We start from the raw sequence: 18883 nt of genomic DNA, 5'->3' as shown, positions 1-18883 counted from the left end.
CGGCAAAACGCAATTATCGCCCAAACGCCGCACGGCCGCGAACCGGACCGCTGCACTGGCGCTGCTGCAACGAGCCCGTGCGGGGGCGCGCGGGCTCGTGATCTGGACGGCGCGGCGAGTAAACTGCGGCAACGCTTGTGACTGACAACGCCGCACAGGATGAGCCCGATGCCCCGCGTGCACAAACGCATTTGATGACATGCAGCATTCGATGATTTCGACGGCGCTGGCGGCGGTCTCGCTGCGCGACCTCGCGCTGGTGCAGGCGGTGCATCGCCAGGGCAGCTTCAACAGCGCGGCGCGGGCCATGCATATCAGCCCATCCGGGTTGTCGCACCAGGTGCAGAAGGTGGAACAGGCGCTGGGCGCGCCGCTGTTCGAGCGCGGCGGACGCAAGGTGGTGCCTACTGCGGGCGGCCAACGCCTGCTGGAACGCATCGACGCCGTGCTCGCCGCGGCCGAATTGCTGCAGCAGGCTGCCCGCGCCGGCGCGGTGGCGTTCGGCGGCGAACTGCGCCTGGGCGTGCCGGCCTCGCTGGGCCCGTATCTGCTGCCGCACCTGATCGCGCCATTCCCGCAGCATTTCCCCGGCGTGCGGCTGGGTATCTCCGAAGGCAAGCCGCGCGGCCTGCTGCGCCGCCTGCACGAGGCCGAGCTCGACGCGGTGCTGGCGCCGCTCGCCCCCTTGGCCAGCGGCATCGCGATGCAACCGCTGTTCTTCGAGCCGTGGGAAGTGATGCTGCGCGCGGATCACCCGCTGGCCGGCCGGCGCAGCGTGGCGCTGGAGCAACTCGAGGCGACCGACGCGATTCTGATGGCCGAGAGCCACGCCGGCGGCGACGGCCACGTGCAGGACGTGAGCCTGGAAAGCCTCGCCGCGCTAGTCAGCCTGCGCGGCGGCCACGCCCTGGTGCCCGCACTGGCGCACGAGCGATTGGCTTCCAAGCCCGACATCGTGCTGGCGAAGATCAAGGGCCAGGCGCCGGGACGCGAGATCGCGTTGTACTGGCGCGAGGCCACGCCGTGGGGCGCCGACCTCACCGCCTTCGCCAAGCTGCTGCGCGCGCTGGCAAAGCAACTGCAGGGGTTAAAGCTGGTCGGTTAATTTTGGAGTCAGACAGGGGCAAAGCTGCCGGCTGCGAGCGAAGTTCGCTAGACGAGCTACGTACTCTCTGTACTAGCGCAAGCCCTATGGCTCACCATCGTCTCGGAGGGCGGTATGGAAGCCGCGGCCGGCACGGTATAAGCAGAGCAAAGCCATGCCAACGGATATTGCAGCAAAACCCCAAGTGCCGGCCAAGGCAAAAAGGATGGCGAGTGCCAGTGCAGCAACACCGATAAGAGAAAGCACAGCTCTCATCAGGCCGCTGATGGGCACACGTTCGCGATAGTTCGTCATGGAGCTAGCGCCCGTCCAGCGTGGCCCCGGTGAGCAGTCCGCGCGCCAGCATGCTGCACTGCTTGCGGAACAGCAGCAGTTGCCACTGGCGGCCGCCGAGCTGGCGCCACAGCACCGCCGAGCGCACTGCGGCGAGCAGATTGCTGCGCACCTTCTCGACGATGGCCGGCTGTTGCAGGTGCTGCGGGTTGCCGTTGACCATCACCCGCGGGCGCAAGGTGGACAGGATGGCGGCGTAGAGCTCGGCCAGCCGCGCGGTGACCTGGCCGGAACCCTGGCCGAAGTGCTCCACCTGGCGCTGCGCAGCGCGGATGCCCTGCTGCAGCTGGTCCAGCAGTTCCGGGCGGCCGGACAGGCTGCGCTCCAGCCGCATCACGGTCATCGCCATGCGCGTCACCGCCATGTCCTCGCTGCTCTCGTCGAGCTGGGACACCAGGTTGCGCAGGCCCAGCCGCACGCTGGCGATGTTGCCGTACACACCGACCACCGAAGGTGCGTCGATGCGGAACACGCTGGCGATGCTCGCGTCCATCGCGGTCTCGTCGCAGCGGCCCTGGTTGGCCAGCTGCTGTACCAGCGCGCAGGCCTGGTAGAGCCCGGCCAGGGCCAGCACGCGTTCCTCGTTCATCGCAAAGGCATCAAGCACCGTCAACTCTCGTTCCGGATGGGAGAAAGACCGCCGTAGGGCGCGTCGGTGGCGGCGATCACTGCGCCGCCGAGGCAGACCTCGCCGTCGTAGAACACCACCGACTGGCCGGGCGTTACCGCACGTTGCGGGGTGTCGAAGCGTACTTCAAGGCCGGCGTCCAGCACGCGCACCTCGCAAGCTTGGTCGGCCTGACGATAGCGGGTCTTGGCGGTGCAGCGGAAATGCGCGGCCGGCGCGTGGCCGGCCACCCAGGTCGGCGGCTCGCCGCGCAGCACGCGCGAGTCCAGCCAGTGGTTGGTGTTGCCCTGGGCCACGTAGAGCCGGTTCGCCGCCACGTCCTTGCCCACCACGTACCACGGCTCGCCGCTGGCGCCCTGGCGGCCACCGATCCCCAGGCCGTTGCGCTGGCCCAGCGTGTAATACATCGCGCCCTGGTGTTCGCCGACCAGCGCGCCGTCGGGCGTACGCATCTCGCCGGGCCGGGCCGGGATGTACTGCGCCAGGAAACCGCGGAAGTCGCGCTCGCCGATGAAGCAGATGCCGGTGGAATCCTTCTTCGCGTGGGTGGGCAGGGCGGCCGCGCGGGCCAGTTCGCGCACCCGCGACTTCTTGATCTCGCCGATCGGGAACAGCGTGGCGGCCAACTGGACCTGGCCCAGTGCATGCAGGAAATAGCTCTGGTCCTTGGCCGCGTCCACAGCGCGCAGCAGACGGTATTCGCCGCCACGGCAGTCCACGCGGGCGTAGTGGCCGGTGGCGATCTTTTCCGCGCCCAGCGCGCGCGCCTCGTCGAGGAAGGTCTTGAACTTGATCTCGCGGTTGCACAGCACGTCGGGGTTGGGCGTGCGGCCGGCGCGGTATTCGGCGAGGAAGTGCTCGAACACGCCATCCCAGTATTCGGCGGCGAAGTTGCGCGTGTGGAACGGGATGCCCAGCCGGCCGCACACGGCTACGGCGTCCTTGCGGTCGGCGTCGGCGGTGCAGGGGCCGGAGCGGTCGTCCTCTTCCCAGTTCTGCATGAACAGGCCCTCGACCGCATGGCCGGCCTGTTGCAGCAGCAGCGCCGCGACCGAGGAGTCGACGCCGCCGGAAATGCCCAGCATCACCTTCATGGCGCGGCGGGTTCCGCGAGCCAATGCAGCGCGTCCAGCGGGAAACGGGCGCCGGCCAGCCACGCATCGATGCTCTGCAGCACCAGCGGGCTGCGCAGGCGCTCGCCCAGCGCGGCGATCTCGGCGCGGCTCAGCCAAAGGGCGCGACGGATGCCGGTATCCAGCGATCGTGACGGGTCATGGCCGAGCGGTCGCGCGGCGAAGCTGAAACGGATCACGCCTTCGCCGTGCTCGGTGCTGCGCCACTGGTGCACGCCGATCAGGTGGGTGGGCTGCACCGTCCAGCCGGTTTCCTCCAGGGTCTCGCGCACCGCGGCGTCGACCAGACTCTCGCGGTCTTCGAGGTGTCCAGCGGGCTGGTTGTAGGCGAGCCGGCCGGCCACGTCCTCCTCGACCATCAGATAGCGCGCGCCGTCGCTCACCACGCAGGCCACGGTGACGTGCGGGCGCCAAACGGCGTCGGTGGTGGCGGCAGGCGGCATGACGGGCGGGGACTGGAAAAGGCGTCATTGTGCCACTACCTGTCGTTGCGGTCGCCGCGAAGCGTGCAGGCGGCGCAGCGTATAATCGCAACTGTCGAAGGAACACCCGTCATCCATGGCCCACGAACACGAAAACGAACACGAAAGCGGCCACGGCCTGGCAGTGCAGACCGCGAAGCCGGAGGTCGCAAAACCACCGCTGTTCCAGGTGGTACTGCTCAATGACGACTTCACCCCGATGGATTTCGTGGTCGAGGTGCTGCGCGGCTTCTTCGGCCTGGACCAGGAGCGCGCGGTGCAGGTGATGCTGCACGTGCATACCCGCGGCAAGGGCGTGTGCGGCGTGTTCACCCGGGAGGTGGCCGAGACCAAGGTCACCCAGGTCAACGAATATTCACGCTCGCATCAGCACCCTCTGTTGTGCACTATGGAAAAGCTCTGAGCGACCCCACTTTGTAGCCATCGCGGCAGCCCGCCGCCCATGCCATTGCAACGGAGACGGTCCGGATGTTCAGCAAGGATCTCGAAGTCACCATCGGCCAGTGCTACAAGCAGGCCCGCGAGCAGCGCCACGAGTTCATGACCGTGGAGCACCTGCTGCTCGCCCTCACCGGCAACCAGTCCGCGCTGGGCGCCTTGCGCGCCTGCGGCGTGGACCTGCCGCGGCTCACCCACGAGCTGGAGAAGGTCATCGCCGAGACCGTGCCGGTGCTGCCGCACGGCGACGAGCGCGACACCCAGCCCACGCTGGGTTTCCAGCGCGTGCTGCAGCGCGCGGTCTACCACGTGCAGTCCTCCGGGCGGAAGGAGGTCACCGGCGCCAACGTGCTGGTGGCGATCTTCGGCGAGAAGGATTCCCACGCCGTGTACTTCCTGCACCAGCAGGAGATCACCCGGCTGGACGTGGTCAACTACATCTCGCACGGCATCGCCAAGGTGGGCGACGAGACCTCCACCGGCACGCCCGGCGGCGGCGAGCGCGAGAGCGAGGAAGGCGGCGAGGCCAAGGGCAATCCGCTGTCCGAATACGCCAGCAACCTCAACGAGCTGGCGCTGGAAGGCAAGATCGATCCGCTGATCGGCCGCTCCGACGAGATCGAGCGCACCGTCCAGGTACTGTGCCGCCGCCGCAAGAACAACCCGCTCTACGTGGGCGACGCCGGCGTGGGCAAGACCGCGCTGGCCGAGGGCCTGGCCAAGCGCATCGTGGACGGCGAAGTGCCCGCGGTGCTGGAAAACGCCACGATCTGGGCGCTGGATCTCGGCGCGCTGGTGGCCGGCACCAAGTACCGCGGCGACTTCGAGAAGCGCCTGAAGGGCGTGATCGCCCAGCTGAAGAAGCAGCCGGGCGCGATCCTGTTCATCGACGAGATCCACACCATCATCGGCGCCGGCTCCGCCTCGGGCGGCACCATGGACGCCAGCAACCTGATCAAGCCGCTGCTGGCTTCCGGCGAGCTGCGCTGCATCGGTTCGACCACGTTCCAGGAATACCGCGGCGTGTTCGAGAAGGACCGTGCGCTGGCGCGGCGCTTCCAGAAGATCGACGTGGTCGAGCCTTCGGTGGCCGACAGCATCGAGATCCTCAAGGGTCTGCGTTCGCGTTTCGAGGAACACCACAACGTCATCTATACCAACGAGTCGCTGAAGGCGGCGGTGGACCTGTCGGTGAAGCACATCCCCGACCGCCTGCTGCCGGACAAGGCGATCGACGTGATCGACGAGGCCGGCGCGCGCCAGCGCCTGCTGCCCGAGGAGCAGCGCAGCGGCAAGGTGGACGTGCCCGAGGTGGAATACATCGTGGCCAAGATGGCGCGCATTCCCGCCAAGCAGGTCTCGGCCTCCGACCGCGACGTGCTGAAGAACCTGGAGCGCAACCTGAAGATGGTGGTGTTCGGCCAGGACACCGCGATCGAGGCGCTGGCCGCGTCGATCAAGATGGCGCGCTCCGGGCTGGCCGACCCGGCCAAGCCGATCGGCTGCTTCCTGCTCGCCGGCCCCACCGGCGTGGGCAAGACCGAGGTCACCCGCCAGCTCGCGCTGCAGCTGGGCATCGAGATGATCCGCTTCGACATGTCCGAGTACATGGAGGCGCACTCGGTCTCGCGCCTGGTCGGCGCGCCCCCGGGTTACGTGGGCTTCGACCAGGGCGGCCTGCTCACCGAGGCGGTGACCAAGCATCCGCACGCGGTGCTGCTGCTGGACGAGATCGAGAAGGCGCACCCGGACGTCTACAACATCCTGCTGCAGGTGATGGACCGCGGCGTGCTCACCGACACCAACGGGCGCGAGGCGAATTTCAAGAACGTGATCGTGGTGATGACCACCAATGCCGGCGCGGCGCAGGCGGCACGGCGCAGCATCGGCTTCGTGGCGCAGAGCCACCAAACCGACGCGCTGGAGGTGATCCGTCGCAGCTTCACGCCGGAGTTCCGCAACCGGCTGGATGCGATCATCCAGTTCAACGCGCTGGACTTCGAGCACATCCTGCGCGTGGTGGACAAGTTCCTGATCGAGCTGGAGGCCCAGCTGACCGAGAAGCGTGTCAGCCTGGACGTGGACGCCGAAGCACGCCGCTGGCTGGCCGAGCACGGCTTCGACGCGCAGATGGGCGCCCGCCCGATGGCGCGGGTGATCCAGGAAAAGGTGAAGCGCGCACTGGCCGACGAGTTGCTGTTCGGCAAGCTGGCCGATGGCGGCAAGGTGACGCTGGGCGTGAAGGACGGCGAGCTGGTGGTGGGCTGCGAGGCCGCCGAGAAGCTGCCGGCCGTGGTGGAGTGATCGTCGGCCGGCAACACCGGGCAACACAAAAGGCCGCGCGATGCGCGGCCTTTTCATAATCTTTTGCGATCATCCTTGATCGCGAACGTCACACGGGCAGCCATCCATGGCTGCACTTTTCATCCGATGCGGTTGCCGCCTTATTTCATGCGATACGTGATCCGCCCCTTGCTCAGGTCGTACGGGGTCATTTCGATCTTGACCTTGTCGCCCGTGAGGATGCGGATGTAATGCTTGCGCATGCGCCCGGAGATGTGGGCGATGACCACGTGCCCGTTCTCCAGCTGCACGCGGAACATGGTGTTGGGCAGGGTCTCCAGGACCGTGCCTTCCATTTCGATGACGTCGTCTTTGGCCATGTGGTCCGGGTCGCGCGCGGCCGTGATGACCGCGTAAGCCGGCAAGTATGCCACGGTCGGGCCTGCGATCAAAATCAGGCCGTCAGGCGAAGTGCTCGTCGAGCTTGCGCCGGATCTCCTGCTCGATCATGCCTTTGAGCGGGGACAGCAGCAGGCCCAGCTCGGCGCGCACTCGTATCGCATCGCTTTCCACGGCGATCTGGCCCTTCACGCCAGGACGGGAGAAGTGCAGGGTGTCGCCCTGCCAGCGACCTTCGAGATCGAACTTCTCGTGCATGCGCGCAGCCACTTTCTCGACCACGGCGCGGGCTTCCGGCAGCGGCAGGCGGTGGGGGCGGTGGATGTCGATGCTGGGCATGCGGGGCTCCGTCGGGGCGGGCATGATAAGCCTTCGCGCGCCGCGATTCGACGTGGCGTGCATCGGCGCAAAAGCGTGAACGGGTGCTCAGGAATCGCATGCTAGAGTGCCGTGGTCAATGGATTGGTACGGCAATGCGCATCGAGTTTCTCCATTCCGCCCGCGAAGATTTCCTGTGGGCCGAACCACAATTGCGGATCGGCAGTGCGGCGGACAACGACCTGGTGCTGTCGGCGGCGCAGGCCGCGCCTCGGCACCTGCGCATCGAGCAGGACAGCCGCGGCTGGGTGCTGCAGGTGTTGCCCTCGGCCACCCGCGTGTACGTGAACGCGCGGCCGGTGCGCGAACGCGCCCTGCTGCGCCCCGGCGACATGCTGAGCGTGGGCGATTGCCGCATGCTGCTGCGCGACGCCGTTTCGCCGGAGCAGCGCGAGGCGGCGCCAGCCCCGGTGCAGGCGCGCTGCACCGCCGCCTTGCGGGCATTGGCCGGCGCCCTGTCCGGGCGCGTGTTGCCGATTGGCGATGGCCTGGAACTGGGGCCGTACGGCCGCTGCCCGCTGGAACTGCCGCAAGGCGAGGTGGCCAGCCTGAAACTGGGCTGGCAGGACGATTGCCTGATGCTGGAAACGGCGCAGGCGTCGATGACTTATCCGCTGCGGCTGAACGGCGTGCCGGTGCAGCGCGTGGCGCTGCAGCCCGGCGACCAGCTGAGCCTGGGGCCGCACCGCTTCGTGCTGGATGCGCCGGGCATGGAAGCGGAACCCGCGATCGTGCCGTCCGAGCTGCCGGCGCCGATCCTGCCCGAGGATGCCGCCGGCCCGCGCGGCGAGGTGTGGTGGCTGATCGTCACCGCTGCTGTGCTGGCACTGGGCATCGCGCTGGTGCTGTGGATCCGCTTCTGATCCTTGCGATCATCCATGATCGTGAGAGTCAAGTGAGCGGCCATCCTTGACCGCACTGCTCGACACCCTTGCGATCATCCTTGATCGCGAACGTCAAACGAGCGGCCATCCCTGGCCGCACTACTCAATAAAATCTCATTGACGGTTCCATGCTGCGGCGCGGCATAATGCGGCGGACGCAGTCACGGGGATAGCTCGGTGAGCCAGGTGTGGAATTTCAGTGCGGGTCCGGCGGCGCTGCCGCGCGAGGTGCTCGAGCGCGCGCAGCGCGAACTGCTGGACTGGGACGGCAGCGGCATGTCGGTGATGGAGCAGTCGCACCGCGGCAAGCGCTTCATCGCGATGGCCGCCCGTGCCGAGGCCGACCTGCGCGAACTGGCCGCGATCCCCGACGACTACGCCGTGCTGTTCCTGCAGGGCGGCGCCACCCAGCACTTCGCGCAGATCCCGATGAACCTGGCGGGCGAGGGCGACAGCGCCGACTACATCGTCAACGGCCACTGGGGCGCCAAGGCGGCCAGCGAGGCGGCGCCCTATGTCAGGGTGAACGTGGCCGCCGACAGCAAAGCCGACGATTACCGTCGCCTGCCGCCGCGCGGGGAATGGAAGCTCGACCCGCGCGCCGCCTATGTGCACTACACGCCCAACGAAACCATCCACGGCGTGCAGCACCACGATGTCCCCGACGTGGGCGAGGTGCCGCTGGTGGCGGACATGTCCTCCGACACCCTCTCGGCGCCGCTGGACGTGCGCCGTTTCGGCCTGATCTACGCCGGCGCGCAGAAGAACATCGGCCCATCCGGCCTGGTGCTGATGATCGTTCGCCGCGACCTGCTGGCACGCGCCACGCGGCCGATGGCGAAGATCTTCCGCTATGCCGAGCATGCGGCGAACGACTCCATGCTCAACACGCCCAACACCTGGGGCTGGTACCTGGCCGGGCTCACCTTCCAGTGGCTGAAGGCGCAGGGTGGCCTTGCCGCGATGGCCGAGCGCAACCGTGTCAAGGCCGAGCGGTTGTACGCGGCCATCGACGGTTCCGGCGGCTACTACCGCAACCCGGTCGATCCGGCCGCGCGCTCGCGGATGAATGTGCGCTTCACCCTGCACGACAGCGCACTGGATGCCGCATTCCTGACCGAATCCGAGGCCGCCGGCCTGTTCGCGCTGAAGGGGCACAAGGCGCTCGGCGGCATGCGTGCCTCGCTCTACAACGCGGTGCCGCCGGAAGCGGTGGACGTGTTGGTCACGTTCATGCGCGACTTCGCGACGCGACACGGCTGAGCGTTTCGGGCATCATGCATTTGGCCTTCCATCCGTCCATATCATCGCCATGACCGAAAGCAAGACCTCGCTGGCCGATGTGCGCGAGCGCATCGACAGCATCGACCGGCAGATCCAGGAGCTGATCTCCGAGCGTGCGAACTGGGCGCAGGAAGTGGCGCGGGTGAAGGGCGAGGGCCTGTCCGCGATCGACTACTACCGCCCCGAGCGCGAGGCGCACGTGCTGCGCATGGTGGTGGACCGCAACAAGGGGCCGCTGCCGGATGCCGAGATGGTGCGGCTGTTCCGCGAGATCATGTCCTCCTGCCTCGCGCAGGAAGACCCGTTGAAGATCGGCTACCTCGGCCCCGAGGGCACTTTCAGCGAGCAGGCGGTGCGCAAGCATTTCGGCCATGCCGCCTATGGCTTGCCGCTGGGCAGCATCGAGGAAGTGTTCCAGGAAGTCGCCGCCGGCCATGCCGACTTCGGCGTGGTGCCGGTGGAGAACTCCGGCCAGGGCATGATCCAGGTGACGCTGGACATGTTCCTCACCTCCGACGCGCGCATCTGCGGCGAAATCGAGCTGCGTGTGCACCAGTGCCTGCATTCGATGGCGGCGCGGCTGGAGGACATCCAGCGCGTCTACGCCCACGCGCAATCGCTGCAGCAGTGCAAGACCTGGCTGCGCATGAACCTGCCGAACGTGGAATGCGAGGCGGTGGGCAGCAACGCCGAGGCGGCGCGGCTGGCGCGCCACGCCGATGACGCGGGTGCCATCGCCGGCGAGATCGCGGGCAAGGTCTACGGCCTGCGCACCCTGGCCACCGGCATCGAGGATCGCGCCGACAACACCACCCGCTTTCTGGTGATCGGCCGCAGCCTGTTCCCGCCTTCGGGCAACGACCGCACCTCGCTGTTGATCACGGTGAACGACCAGCCCGGCGCGCTGTACCACGTGCTGAGCCCGTTCGCCGCGCACGGCGTGAGCCTCAATCGCATCGAGTCGCGTCCCGCGCACAGCGGCAAGTGGCAGTACGCGTTCTTCATCGACGTTTCCGGCCACATCCAGGACGAGGCGTTGCAGGCGGCGGTGAAGGAGATCGAGCAGTCGGTGGCGCAGCTGCGCGTGCTCGGCTCCTACCCGGTGGCGCTGCCGTGAGCGGGCGGCTGGACTGGCGCAGCGGCCCGGCCGGCCCGCTGCGTGGGAGCGTGGGCGTGCCGGGCGACAAGTCCGTCTCGCACCGCGCGCTGATGTTCGGCGCGTTGGCCGACGGGGTGTCGCATATCCGCGGTTTCCTCGAAGGCGAGGACACCCGCGCCACCGCCGCCGTGTTGCAGCAGCTTGGCGTGCGCATCGACACGCCGGCCGAAGGCGAGCGCGTGGTGCACGGCGTGGGCCTGCATGGCCTGCGCGCCAGCGCGCAAGCACTGGACTGCGGCAATGCCGGCACCGGCATGCGCCTGCTGGCCGGCCTGCTGGCCGGGCAGGCCTTCGACAGCACCCTGGTCGGCGACGCCTCGTTGTCGAAGCGGCCGATGCGCCGTGTCACCGATCCGCTGGCCGCGATGGGCGCGCGCATCGACATACAGGACGGCCTGCCGCCGCTCGTCGTGCGCGGCGGCCAGCGCCTGCACGGCATCCGCTACGAGCTGCCGGTGGCCAGCGCGCAGGTGAAGTCCGCGCTGCTGCTGGCGGGCCTGTATGCGGAAGGCGAGACCGAAGTGATCGAGCCGCATCCGACGCGCGACTACACCGAGCGCATGCTGGCCGCGTTCGGCTGGCCGATCGCATTCGAACCCGGCCGTGCGAGGCTTTCCGGCGGACACGTGCTGCGCGCCACCGATGTGGACGTGCCGGCGGATTTCTCCTCGGCGGCGTTCTTCCTCGTCGCGGCGAGCATCGTGCCCGGTTCCGAGTTGCGCCTGCCGGCGGTGGGCCTCAACCCGCGCCGCACCGGGCTGCTCGAAGCGCTGCGTCTGATGGGTGCGGACATCCGCATCGAGAACCCGCGCGCGAGCGGCGGCGAACCGGTGGCTGACCTGCTGGTGCGCCACGCGCCGCTGCATGGCGTCGAGCTGCCCGAGGCGCTGGTGCCCGACATGATCGACGAGTTCCCGGCGCTGTTCGTCGCCGCGGCGGTGGCCAAGGGCAACATCGTCATCCGTGGCGCCGCCGAACTGCGTGTCAAGGAATCCGACCGTCTCGCCACGATGGCCACCGGACTGCGCGCCCTGGGCATCACGGTGGACGAAACCCCTGACGGCGCGACCATCCACGGCGGCACGCTCGCCGGCGGCACGGTGGAAAGCCTCACCGACCATCGCATCGCGATGAGCTTCGCGGTGGCCGGTCTGGTGGCGCAGGCGCCGGTGCGCATCAACGACTGTCGCCATGTCGCCACCTCGTTCCCCGGTTTCATGGAACTGGCCAACGGCTGCGGTTTCGACCTGACCGTCTCCGTGTAGAAGCGCACCCCCGGATCAAGTCCGGGGCAGGCTCTGTGCGCGAATGCTCTGGTGCTGGACAAAGCCAAGAGCATTCGCGCACAGGGTGCGCTCCTACACATGAAGGGGCGTGCGGGTTAGGCTTGGCGACCTTGTCGAGAGGTCGCCATGTCCGCCGTCCCGCCCTTCATCGTCGCCATCCCCGCCCGCTACGGCTCCACCCGCCTGCCGGCCAAGCCGCTGCGCGAGATCGCCGGCGTGCCGATGGTGGTGCGCGTGGCGCAGCGGGCTTTGCTGGCGGGAGCGGCAGACGTGGTGGTGGCGACGGACGATGCGCGCATCGCCGAGGCGCTGGCCGGGCAGGGCGTGAAGGTCTGCATGACGCGCGCCGACCATGCTTCCGGCAGTGATCGACTCGCCGAATGCGCGGTGTTGTGCGGCTGGCCCGACGACGCCATCGTGGTGAACCTGCAGGGCGATGAACCTTTTGCGCCCGCTGCCGGCATCCGCGAAGTGGCGCGCGCGCTGGCCGAGGACGACGCGCCGACGGCCACGCTGGCGACCCCGATCGTCGACGCGCACGAGCTGTTCGATCCGAACGTGGTGAAGCTGGTGCGTGGCGCGAACGGCCGTGCGCTGTACTTCAGCCGCGCACCGCTGCCGTGGGCGCGCGACGCCTTCGCCGCGAACCGCGAGGCGCTGCCGGCCGGCGTACCGTTCCTGCGCCACATCGGCATCTACGCGTACCGCGCGGGTTTCCTCGCACAGTACGCGCGGCTGGTGCGCACACCGCTGGAGCAGGCCGAATCGCTGGAACAGTTGCGCGTGCTGGAACACGGCCATGCGATCGCGGTGCGACTCACGCCCGAACCGTTCCCGCCCGGCATCGACACCGAGGCCGACCTCGCACGCGCTGAGCAATGGCTGCGAACGCAGGGATGAGTGTGCGGCGCGTGCTGTTCGTCTGCCTGGGCAACATCTGCCGTTCGCCGCTGGTGGAGGCAGTGGCGCGCAAGCGCCTGGCCGAAGCCGGGCTGGACGTGGTCGTGGCTTCCTGCGGCACCGGCGGCTGGCATGCGGGCGAGGGTGCCGACTCGCGCATGATTGCGGCGGCGCACGCCGCCGGCCACGACTTGTCGCAACATCGCGCTCGCCAACTGCATGAGCGTGATTTCGAAGATTACGACCTGTTGCTGGCGATGGATCGCGACAACCTGCGCGAGTTGCACAAGCTCGCTGCCACGCCTGAACAGACGGAGCGGACTGCGCTGTTCCTGGAGTGGGTCGGCGCGACACCTCCACTGGAGTTTCCCGATCCCTGGCATGGCGACGCCGCCGGTTTTGCCGCAGCGGTGAAACTGGCCGAACGCGGCGTCGCCGGCCTGGTCGAGCGCTTGCGCGACGTCAATAGCTGAAGCACCAGGAATCGTCCGGCCAATCGGGTTTCTGCTCGTCATTCCGGCGAAGGCCGGGAGGACGAACCAGCTCAGCGACGCCGGCGCAGCTTCACGATGAAGATGCCGAACAGGACCGCGCCGAACAGCAGGCCGATGCCGGCGCCCCACAATGCGCCGCGGTCACCTCCCAGCCAATCACCGACCAGCACACCAAGCACGAACAATATCGGTATCGGCAGGCAGCCCATGCACGTTTCCGCAAAGCCATCGACAGTGGCGTCGATGATACCGGTCACGGCCAGGCGAACCGGCTAAAATCCCCGCATGCCATCCGACACGCCGCCCGCCTTCGACGGCAAGGCCTTCGTCCGTACCCTGACCACCTCGCCCGGCGTCTACCGCTATTTCGACGCGGCCGGCGAGTTGCTGTACGTGGGCAAGGCCGGCAACCTGAAGAAGCGCGTGGGCAGCTATTTCCTGAAGCCCCGGCTGGAGCCGCGCATCGCCGCGATGATTGCGCAGATCGCACGTTGCGATATCACCGTCACGCGCACGGAGGGCGAGGCGCTGCTGCTGGAATCGCAGCTGATCAAGTCGCTGAAGCCGCGCTACAACATCATGTTGCGCGACGACAAGAGCTACCCGTACATCTATCTTTCCGGCGGCGAAGACTATCCGCGGCTGGCCTTCCATCGCGGCGCGAAGAACCTACCGGGGCGCTATTTCGGACCGTATCCCAGCACCTTCGCGGTGCGCGAAAGCCTCGGCCTGATGCAGAAGCTGTTCAAGGTACGCCAGTGCGAGGACAGCTATTTCCGCAACCGCTCGCGGCCCTGCCTGCAGTACCAGATCGGCCGCTGCACCGCCCCCTGCGTGGGACTGATCTCGAAAGAGGATTACGCCGGTGATGTGCGCCACGCCGAGATGTTCCTCGAAGGGCGCAGCAGCGCGGTGATCGACGAGCTGGCTGTGGCGATGGAGCAGGCCAGCGTGAAGCTGGACTTCGAGCGTGCCGCCGCGCTGCGCGACCAGGTGGCAGCGCTGCGGCAACTGCAGGCGCAGCACCACGTGCAGGGCGCCAGCGCCGACATGGACGTGGTCGCCTGCCGCATCGAGGCTGGCCTGGCCTGCGTCAGCGTGCTGTTCTTCCGCGACGGCATCAGCCTGGGCACGCGCGATTTCTTCCCGCGCCTGCCGCTGGATGCCGAGCCGGCCGATGTGCTGGCCCAGTTCGTGGCGCAGTACTACCTCGATCGCCCGGTGCCGCGCGAGCTGATCCTGGGTGAGGAACTGCCCGAACAGGCCGTGCTCGCCGAGGTGCTGACGGAACAGAGCGGTCACGCGGTGGAACTCAAGAGCCGCGTGCGCGGCGAACGCGCGCGCTTCCTGCAGATGGCCGAGCGCAACGCGCAGGCTTCGCTGACCCAGCGCCTTGCCAGTCGGCAGACCCTGGGCACGCGCTTCGAGGACCTGCAGAAACTGCTGGAGCTGCCCGAGCCGCCGCGGCGCATCGAGTGCTTCGACATCAGCCACACCCGCGGCGAGCTCACCGTGGCCTCCTGCGTGGTGTTCGGGCCGGAGGGGCCGGAGAAGTCGCACTACCGCCGTTTCAACATCGCCGGCATCACGCCCGGCGACGATTACGCGGCGATGCACCAGGCGCTGACCCGGCGCTTCCGCAAGGTCGCCGAAGGCGAGGGCGCGAAGCCCGACGTGCTGCTGATCGACGGCGGCGGCGGCCAGGTGGCGCAGGCGTTGGACGTGCTGCAGGAACTCGGCGTCACCGGCATCCACGTGGTCGGCGTGGCCAAGGGGCCGGCGCGGCGTGCAGGCGAGGAAACCCTGATCCTGGCCGACCGGCCGCCGGGCAGTCCCGGCCGCGAGATCCACCCCGGCCCGACTTCACCGGCGCTGCATCTGGTGGCGGCGGTGCGCGACGAATCGCACCGCTTCGCGATCAGCGGCCACCGCAAGCGGCGCGAGAAGGCGCGCGAGCGCAGCGTGCTGGAGGACGTGCCCGGCGTGGGTGCGCGCCGCCGCGCCGCGCTGCTGAAAACCTTCGGCGGCCTGGCCGGTGTGGAGGCCGCCGGCGTGGAGGAACTGATGCGCGTGAAGGGTATCGACCGCGGCCTGGCCGAACGCATCTACGGCGCGTTGCACGGCTGAATGTTTCGCATCGTCGCGCTGCGCAGCGGCACGGCGGCATGCGACACTGTGGCAAATCCGCAGGCGCTCCCATGCACATCAACCTTCCCACCTGGCTGACCCTGTTCCGCGTGTTGTTGCTGCCGGTGATGGTGCTGGTGTTCTACCTGCCGTTCCACGGTCACAACATCACCGCCGCGATCGTGTTCCTGCTCGCCGCGGTCACCGACTGGCTGGACGGCTTCCTCGCGCGGCGGATGAACCTCACCTCGGCTTTCGGCGCCTTCCTCGACCCGGTGGCCGACAAGCTGATGGTGGCGGTGACCCTGTTCCTGCTGGTGGAGTCGCACCCGGAAGGCTGGTCCAGCATCGTGATGGCGGTGACCGCGGCGGTGATCGTGGGACGCGAGATCAGCATCTCGGCGCTGCGCGAATGGATGGCCGAAGTCGGCATGCGTGCCACGGTCAAGGTGGCGTTCATCGGCAAGCTGAAGACGGTGATGCAGATCGTGGCGCTGGTGGTGCTGATCGTGCAGCACGAGAAGGAGGCCACCGCGCTGCGCCTGTACCACATCGGCGAGGCACTGCTGGTGATCGCCGGCGTGCTCACCATCTGGTCGGGCCTGTACTACCTGCACGCGGCATGGCCCACCTTGCGCGGCGATGCGCAGCGGCATCCGGGCACGCACGGCGACGCTTGAACGGGGCGCGGGCAAGTCTTGACGCCGCGCGCTCGCGTATTAGAATGCGCCCTCCCAAGCGGGAATAGCTCAGTTGGTAGAGCACGACCTTGCCAAGGTCGGGGTCGCGAGTTCGAGTCTCGTTTCCCGCTCCAGATTCACGCACGAAGCCCCGGTTCGCCGGGGCTTCGCCGTTTCCGGGCCGTCCGCCGTGCGCGGTATTCGGTGCAGCGATGCACGGCCCGAGGGCTTCACATCCGCCGTTCTTCTGCTATGATTCGCGGCTCACCAAGCGGGAATAGCTCAGTTGGTAGAGCACGACCTTGCCAAGGTCGGGGTCGCGAGTTCGAGTCTCGTTTCCCGCTCCAGTTTTCCAGCAAAACCTCGCGTTGCCGGGGTTTTGTTTTATCGGCAGCCGATGATCCCCGCGGATCGCGGCTGCGCCATCTGGCCGGGTGGCAGAGTGGTCATGCAGCGGACTGCAAATCCGCGTACGCCGGTTCGATTCCGACCTCGGCCTCCATAGTCCCGCTGGCGACTGCGCCAGCCAGAAGCCCGCCGAATGGCGGGTTTTTTGTGTGCGCATGTTTCGCGACAGTCGCGCTGCGCGTGCATGCTACGATCCGCGCCGCCTGCGCGCAGGCATTCCGCTCGCCGCCCGGGTGGCGAAACTGGTATACGCAAGGGACTTAAAATCCCTCGGCCTCGCGGCCATGCGGGTTCGATCCCCGCCCCGGGCACCAATGGAAACAATGGATTGCGAGTGAATTTCGAGAGCGGGCGATTTGGTATTGCGGGCTGCATCCGTCAGGTATCCGGTCGTGGCGGCGCGTTCTGTTGCATGGACACGGCGATCAGCGCGAACCGATGACATGACGCTACGCCATGCGATCGACAGTTAGGGAGTATGGTGGTCGGACATACCCTCATCATGAGCCGCCCGAATGAGCAAAACGCCCGAGATCCTGACTGCCGCCGATATCCACGCGGTGTATTCCAGCAAGAAAGTCGATTCCGTAGCCGAGCATGCAACGCAGTTCCATTCGACGAAGCGCTTTGCGCGCGATCCCGCACACACCGGCCAGGCACCCTTGAATCCCAGGAATCCGAAGGGCAGCCATCGCAGCTGATCGGCGGGGCATCCGATCAACCCACCCCTGCGCGAACCGCAACGGCTCCACGATGATCTCGCGGCCGCTGTCCGGCAGGCCGCCAGCGCGACCGCGAGGACCAAGTCGCCGTATGCACCCGCGCACGCCGAACGTGGCGTTGCCGGTGGCGGAATGGCTCACGCGACAATCCGGCAGCGCGCGCCGAGACGTCTTCGCCAGTGGCAGCGTGTCGGGCATGTGCAGGCGCCGGGCATGCGGGAGCGCCTGCAGCCTGCTCTGCAACGACGGCTTCGGCACGTTGTGCCCGCCGCGATCGTCGGGCCTCCCGGGCGCCGGATATGATCGTCGCCGGCATGATGTGCGGCACGCGTTCCCGCTTGAAGATGTTGAACACCACGCGTCCCACGCCGGTGTAGTCGATCCATGCCTTCGGAGCGCGCTCGGCGATCAATTGGCCGTGCGCAGCCCGTGCATGGACGACCTGCGCCGGGTGGCGACCATTAGAATCATGGCTTCGCTGCCTTGCATCCCGCGCCGACATGCCCGCAAACCTCCGTATCTGCCTGTTCGCCATCGCCCTGTGCCTGGGTGCCGCGCTGCCTTCAGCCGCAGCCGATGCGGCCAAACCCTCCATCGGCCAGCAGCTCGAAGGCGTGCTGTTCTGGCCGCAGGCCGAGCGCGATGCGCAGTTCCGGCGGATGTACGAGCGCTTTCCCAGCGACCGCGCGGCGCGCGGCACGCAGGTGCATGCATTGCCCACGGGCAAGCCGCTGGCAGTGGATGGGCGCGATGGGGCGGCGTGGCTGGCCGACTATATGGAGCAGCATCACGTCGCCGGCGTGATGGTGCTGCAGGATGGCCGCGTGCGGCTGGAACGCTACGCGCTGGGCTTCGGGCCGACGCAGCGCTGGATCTCGTTCTCGGTGGCCAAGTCGGTGACTTCCGTCCTGCTGGGGATCGCCTTGCAACAGGGCGATATCCGCAGCATGGACGACCGGCTCGGCCGCTACATCCCGGAACTGCGCGGCAGCGCCTATGCCGACGTCACGGTGGAGCAGCTGCTGACGATGACTTCCGGCGTGCGCTGGAACGAGGACTACGACGACGCGAAGTCGGACGTGGCGCAGATGTATCTCGGCGCCTGCGTCGACGGCGAGGCGCACGTGCTGTCGTACCTGAAGAAACTGCCGCGGCAGTGGCCGGCCGGCACGCACTGGAACTACAACACCGCGGAGACCGACCTGCTCGGCATCCTGGTGCAGCGGGCCACGCACCGTTCGCTGGCGGCCTACCTTTCCGACACGCTCTGGAAGCCGTACGGCATGGCTTCCGACGCGTACTGGATCAAGGACGAGTGCGATGGCAGCGACACCGGCGGCAGCGGCCTCTCGGCCACGCTGGGCGATTACGCGCGGCTGGGGCAGTTCATGCTGGACGGCGGCCGCATAGCCGGCAAGCCGGTGATCGCGAAGGCCTGGCTGGCCGGCGCCACGCGGCAGCACGCCGCCACCGACGCGCCGGATCGCGGTTACGGTTTCCTGTGGTGGACCGACACCGACGGCAGTTACGCCGCCATCGGCATCTTCGGGCAGATGGTGTATGTCGATCCCGCGCGCAAGCTGGTGATTGCGCAGGTGGCCTCGTGGCCTGCCGCGACCTCGAAGGAACTGGTGGCCGGGCGGCGCGCATTCGTGGCGGCGATCAAGCAGGCGGTGGATGCGGAGCGCAAGCCGTAGGCCTGTGGCCTGTTTGCTCGCCAAGCACGCAGGTCTGGATTTATCCCGACTTCTGCCGGATGT

19 protein-coding genes and 4 tRNA genes are annotated in these 18883 nt (G+C 67.9%); 16 read left to right on the top strand and 7 right to left on the bottom strand.

Going from position 1 to position 18883, the window contains the following annotated elements; genetic code table 11:
- Positions 1-199: 199 nt before the first annotated feature.
- Positions 200-1105, top strand: coding sequence for a LysR family transcriptional regulator (locus AB7878_RS00870; RefSeq protein ID WP_369492549.1), 906 nt, complete (start codon positions 200-202; stop codon positions 1103-1105).
- Between the two features lie 298 nt (positions 1106-1403).
- Here the strand turns inward: AB7878_RS00870 and hflD are convergent, their stop codons facing one another.
- Genes hflD through AB7878_RS00855 form a run of 3 tightly spaced genes read right to left on the bottom strand, consistent with a single transcriptional unit; the run spans position 1404 to position 3642 of the window.
- Positions 1404-2027: a high frequency lysogenization protein HflD gene (gene hflD, locus AB7878_RS00865; RefSeq protein ID WP_369495694.1), complete on the bottom strand. Its 624-nt coding sequence runs from the start codon at positions 2025-2027 to the stop codon at positions 1404-1406.
- A 20-nt stretch (positions 2028-2047) separates the two neighbouring features.
- Complete coding sequence (gene mnmA / locus AB7878_RS00860) at positions 2048-3160, bottom strand: tRNA 2-thiouridine(34) synthase MnmA (protein WP_369492548.1); 1113 nt, start codon at positions 3158-3160, stop codon at positions 2048-2050.
- Positions 3157-3642, bottom strand: a complete 486-nt coding sequence (locus AB7878_RS00855; protein ID WP_369492547.1) for an NUDIX hydrolase — start codon at positions 3640-3642, stop codon at positions 3157-3159. Before AB7878_RS00855 ends, mnmA begins: the two co-directional genes overlap by 4 nt.
- A gap of 115 nt (positions 3643-3757) precedes the next feature.
- Between AB7878_RS00855 and clpS the strand changes: the two genes are divergently transcribed.
- Together clpS and clpA are read left to right on the top strand one after the other, a co-directional pair.
- Entirely contained in the window at positions 3758-4084 is a 327-nt protein-coding gene (clpS, locus tag AB7878_RS00850; protein ID WP_077485143.1) for an ATP-dependent Clp protease adapter ClpS, read from the top strand.
- A 65-nt stretch (positions 4085-4149) separates the two neighbouring features.
- Positions 4150-6423 carry an ATP-dependent Clp protease ATP-binding subunit ClpA gene (clpA, locus tag AB7878_RS00845; RefSeq protein WP_369492546.1) on the top strand — a complete coding sequence of 758 codons (2274 nt, stop codon included), beginning with the start codon at positions 4150-4152 and terminating at the stop codon, positions 6421-6423.
- Positions 6424-6563: 140 nt separating this feature from the next.
- Here the strand turns inward: clpA and infA are convergent, their stop codons facing one another.
- Together infA and AB7878_RS00835 are read right to left on the bottom strand one after the other, a co-directional pair.
- Positions 6564-6782: a translation initiation factor IF-1 gene (gene infA / locus AB7878_RS00840; RefSeq protein ID WP_077485337.1), complete on the bottom strand. Its 219-nt coding sequence runs from the start codon at positions 6780-6782 to the stop codon at positions 6564-6566.
- 82 nt (positions 6783-6864) lie between these two features.
- On the bottom strand, positions 6865-7140 hold the full coding sequence (locus AB7878_RS00835; protein ID WP_077485140.1) for a polyhydroxyalkanoic acid system family protein: 276 nt from the start codon (positions 7138-7140) through the stop codon (positions 6865-6867).
- A gap of 134 nt (positions 7141-7274) precedes the next feature.
- Here AB7878_RS00835 and AB7878_RS00830 point away from each other — a divergent pair, with 134 nt between their 5' ends.
- The 6 genes from AB7878_RS00830 (at position 7275) to AB7878_RS00805 (ending at position 13165) form a co-directional block, all read left to right on the top strand.
- Positions 7275-8042 (top strand): FHA domain-containing protein, encoded by a 768-nt coding sequence (locus AB7878_RS00830; RefSeq protein ID WP_369492545.1) that lies wholly within the window; start codon positions 7275-7277, stop codon positions 8040-8042.
- A 198-nt stretch (positions 8043-8240) separates the two neighbouring features.
- Positions 8241-9326, top strand: a complete 1086-nt coding sequence (gene serC, locus AB7878_RS00825; protein ID WP_369492544.1) for a 3-phosphoserine/phosphohydroxythreonine transaminase — start codon at positions 8241-8243, stop codon at positions 9324-9326.
- Positions 9327-9375: 49 nt separating this feature from the next.
- Positions 9376-10464, top strand: a complete 1089-nt coding sequence (pheA, locus tag AB7878_RS00820) for a prephenate dehydratase (protein ID WP_369492543.1) — start codon at positions 9376-9378, stop codon at positions 10462-10464.
- Positions 10461-11771 (top strand): 3-phosphoshikimate 1-carboxyvinyltransferase, encoded by a 1311-nt coding sequence (gene aroA, locus AB7878_RS00815; RefSeq protein ID WP_369492542.1) that lies wholly within the window; start codon positions 10461-10463, stop codon positions 11769-11771. Before pheA ends, aroA begins: the two co-directional genes overlap by 4 nt.
- A gap of 147 nt (positions 11772-11918) precedes the next feature.
- A complete protein-coding gene (kdsB, locus tag AB7878_RS00810; protein WP_369492541.1) occupies positions 11919-12692 on the top strand; it encodes a 3-deoxy-manno-octulosonate cytidylyltransferase in 774 nt (257 codons plus the stop codon).
- The gene (locus AB7878_RS00805; RefSeq protein WP_369492540.1) at positions 12689-13165 is read left to right on the top strand and encodes a low molecular weight protein-tyrosine-phosphatase; all 477 of its coding nucleotides are present in this window, start codon (positions 12689-12691) and stop codon (positions 13163-13165) included. Before kdsB ends, AB7878_RS00805 begins: the two co-directional genes overlap by 4 nt.
- A 71-nt stretch (positions 13166-13236) precedes the next feature.
- Here AB7878_RS00805 and AB7878_RS00800 read toward each other — a convergent pair whose 3' ends face one another.
- Positions 13237-13443: a hypothetical protein gene (locus AB7878_RS00800; protein ID WP_369492539.1), complete on the bottom strand. Its 207-nt coding sequence runs from the start codon at positions 13441-13443 to the stop codon at positions 13237-13239.
- 28 nt (positions 13444-13471) lie between these two features.
- On the opposite strand from AB7878_RS00800, the gene uvrC reads away from it, so the two are divergent.
- The 6 genes from uvrC to AB7878_RS00770 all read left to right on the top strand — a co-directional run bounded on the left by uvrC (position 13472) and on the right by AB7878_RS00770 (position 16715).
- Positions 13472-15313, top strand: a complete 1842-nt coding sequence (gene uvrC, locus AB7878_RS00795; protein ID WP_369492538.1) for an excinuclease ABC subunit UvrC — start codon at positions 13472-13474, stop codon at positions 15311-15313.
- Between the two features lie 71 nt (positions 15314-15384).
- A complete protein-coding gene (gene pgsA, locus AB7878_RS00790; protein WP_369492537.1) occupies positions 15385-15993 on the top strand; it encodes a CDP-diacylglycerol--glycerol-3-phosphate 3-phosphatidyltransferase in 609 nt (202 codons plus the stop codon).
- 58 nt (positions 15994-16051) lie between these two features.
- Positions 16052-16127, top strand: a tRNA-Gly gene (locus AB7878_RS00785).
- A gap of 137 nt (positions 16128-16264) precedes the next feature.
- Positions 16265-16340 (top strand) — tRNA-Gly (locus tag AB7878_RS00780).
- Between the two features lie 81 nt (positions 16341-16421).
- Positions 16422-16495: transfer RNA gene (locus AB7878_RS00775), tRNA-Cys, on the top strand.
- 133 nt (positions 16496-16628) lie between these two features.
- Positions 16629-16715 (top strand) — tRNA-Leu (locus AB7878_RS00770).
- Between the two features lie 186 nt (positions 16716-16901).
- Here AB7878_RS00770 and AB7878_RS00765 read toward each other — a convergent pair.
- Complete coding sequence (locus AB7878_RS00765) at positions 16902-17321, bottom strand: hypothetical protein (protein ID WP_369492536.1); 420 nt, start codon at positions 17319-17321, stop codon at positions 16902-16904.
- 302 nt (positions 17322-17623) lie between these two features.
- On the opposite strand from AB7878_RS00765, the gene AB7878_RS00760 reads away from it, so the two are divergent.
- The gene (locus tag AB7878_RS00760) at positions 17624-18820 is read left to right on the top strand and encodes a serine hydrolase domain-containing protein (protein WP_369492535.1); all 1197 of its coding nucleotides are present in this window, start codon (positions 17624-17626) and stop codon (positions 18818-18820) included.
- The last annotated feature ends 63 nt before the right edge of the window (positions 18821-18883 follow it).

The sequence above is a fragment of the Rhodanobacter humi genome (genome assembly GCF_041107455.1).
Lineage (GTDB): Bacteria > Pseudomonadota > Gammaproteobacteria > Xanthomonadales > Rhodanobacteraceae > Rhodanobacter_A.
Note: the sequence above shows the minus strand (reverse complement) of the source record. Positions and strands in the feature narration are given on the sequence as shown.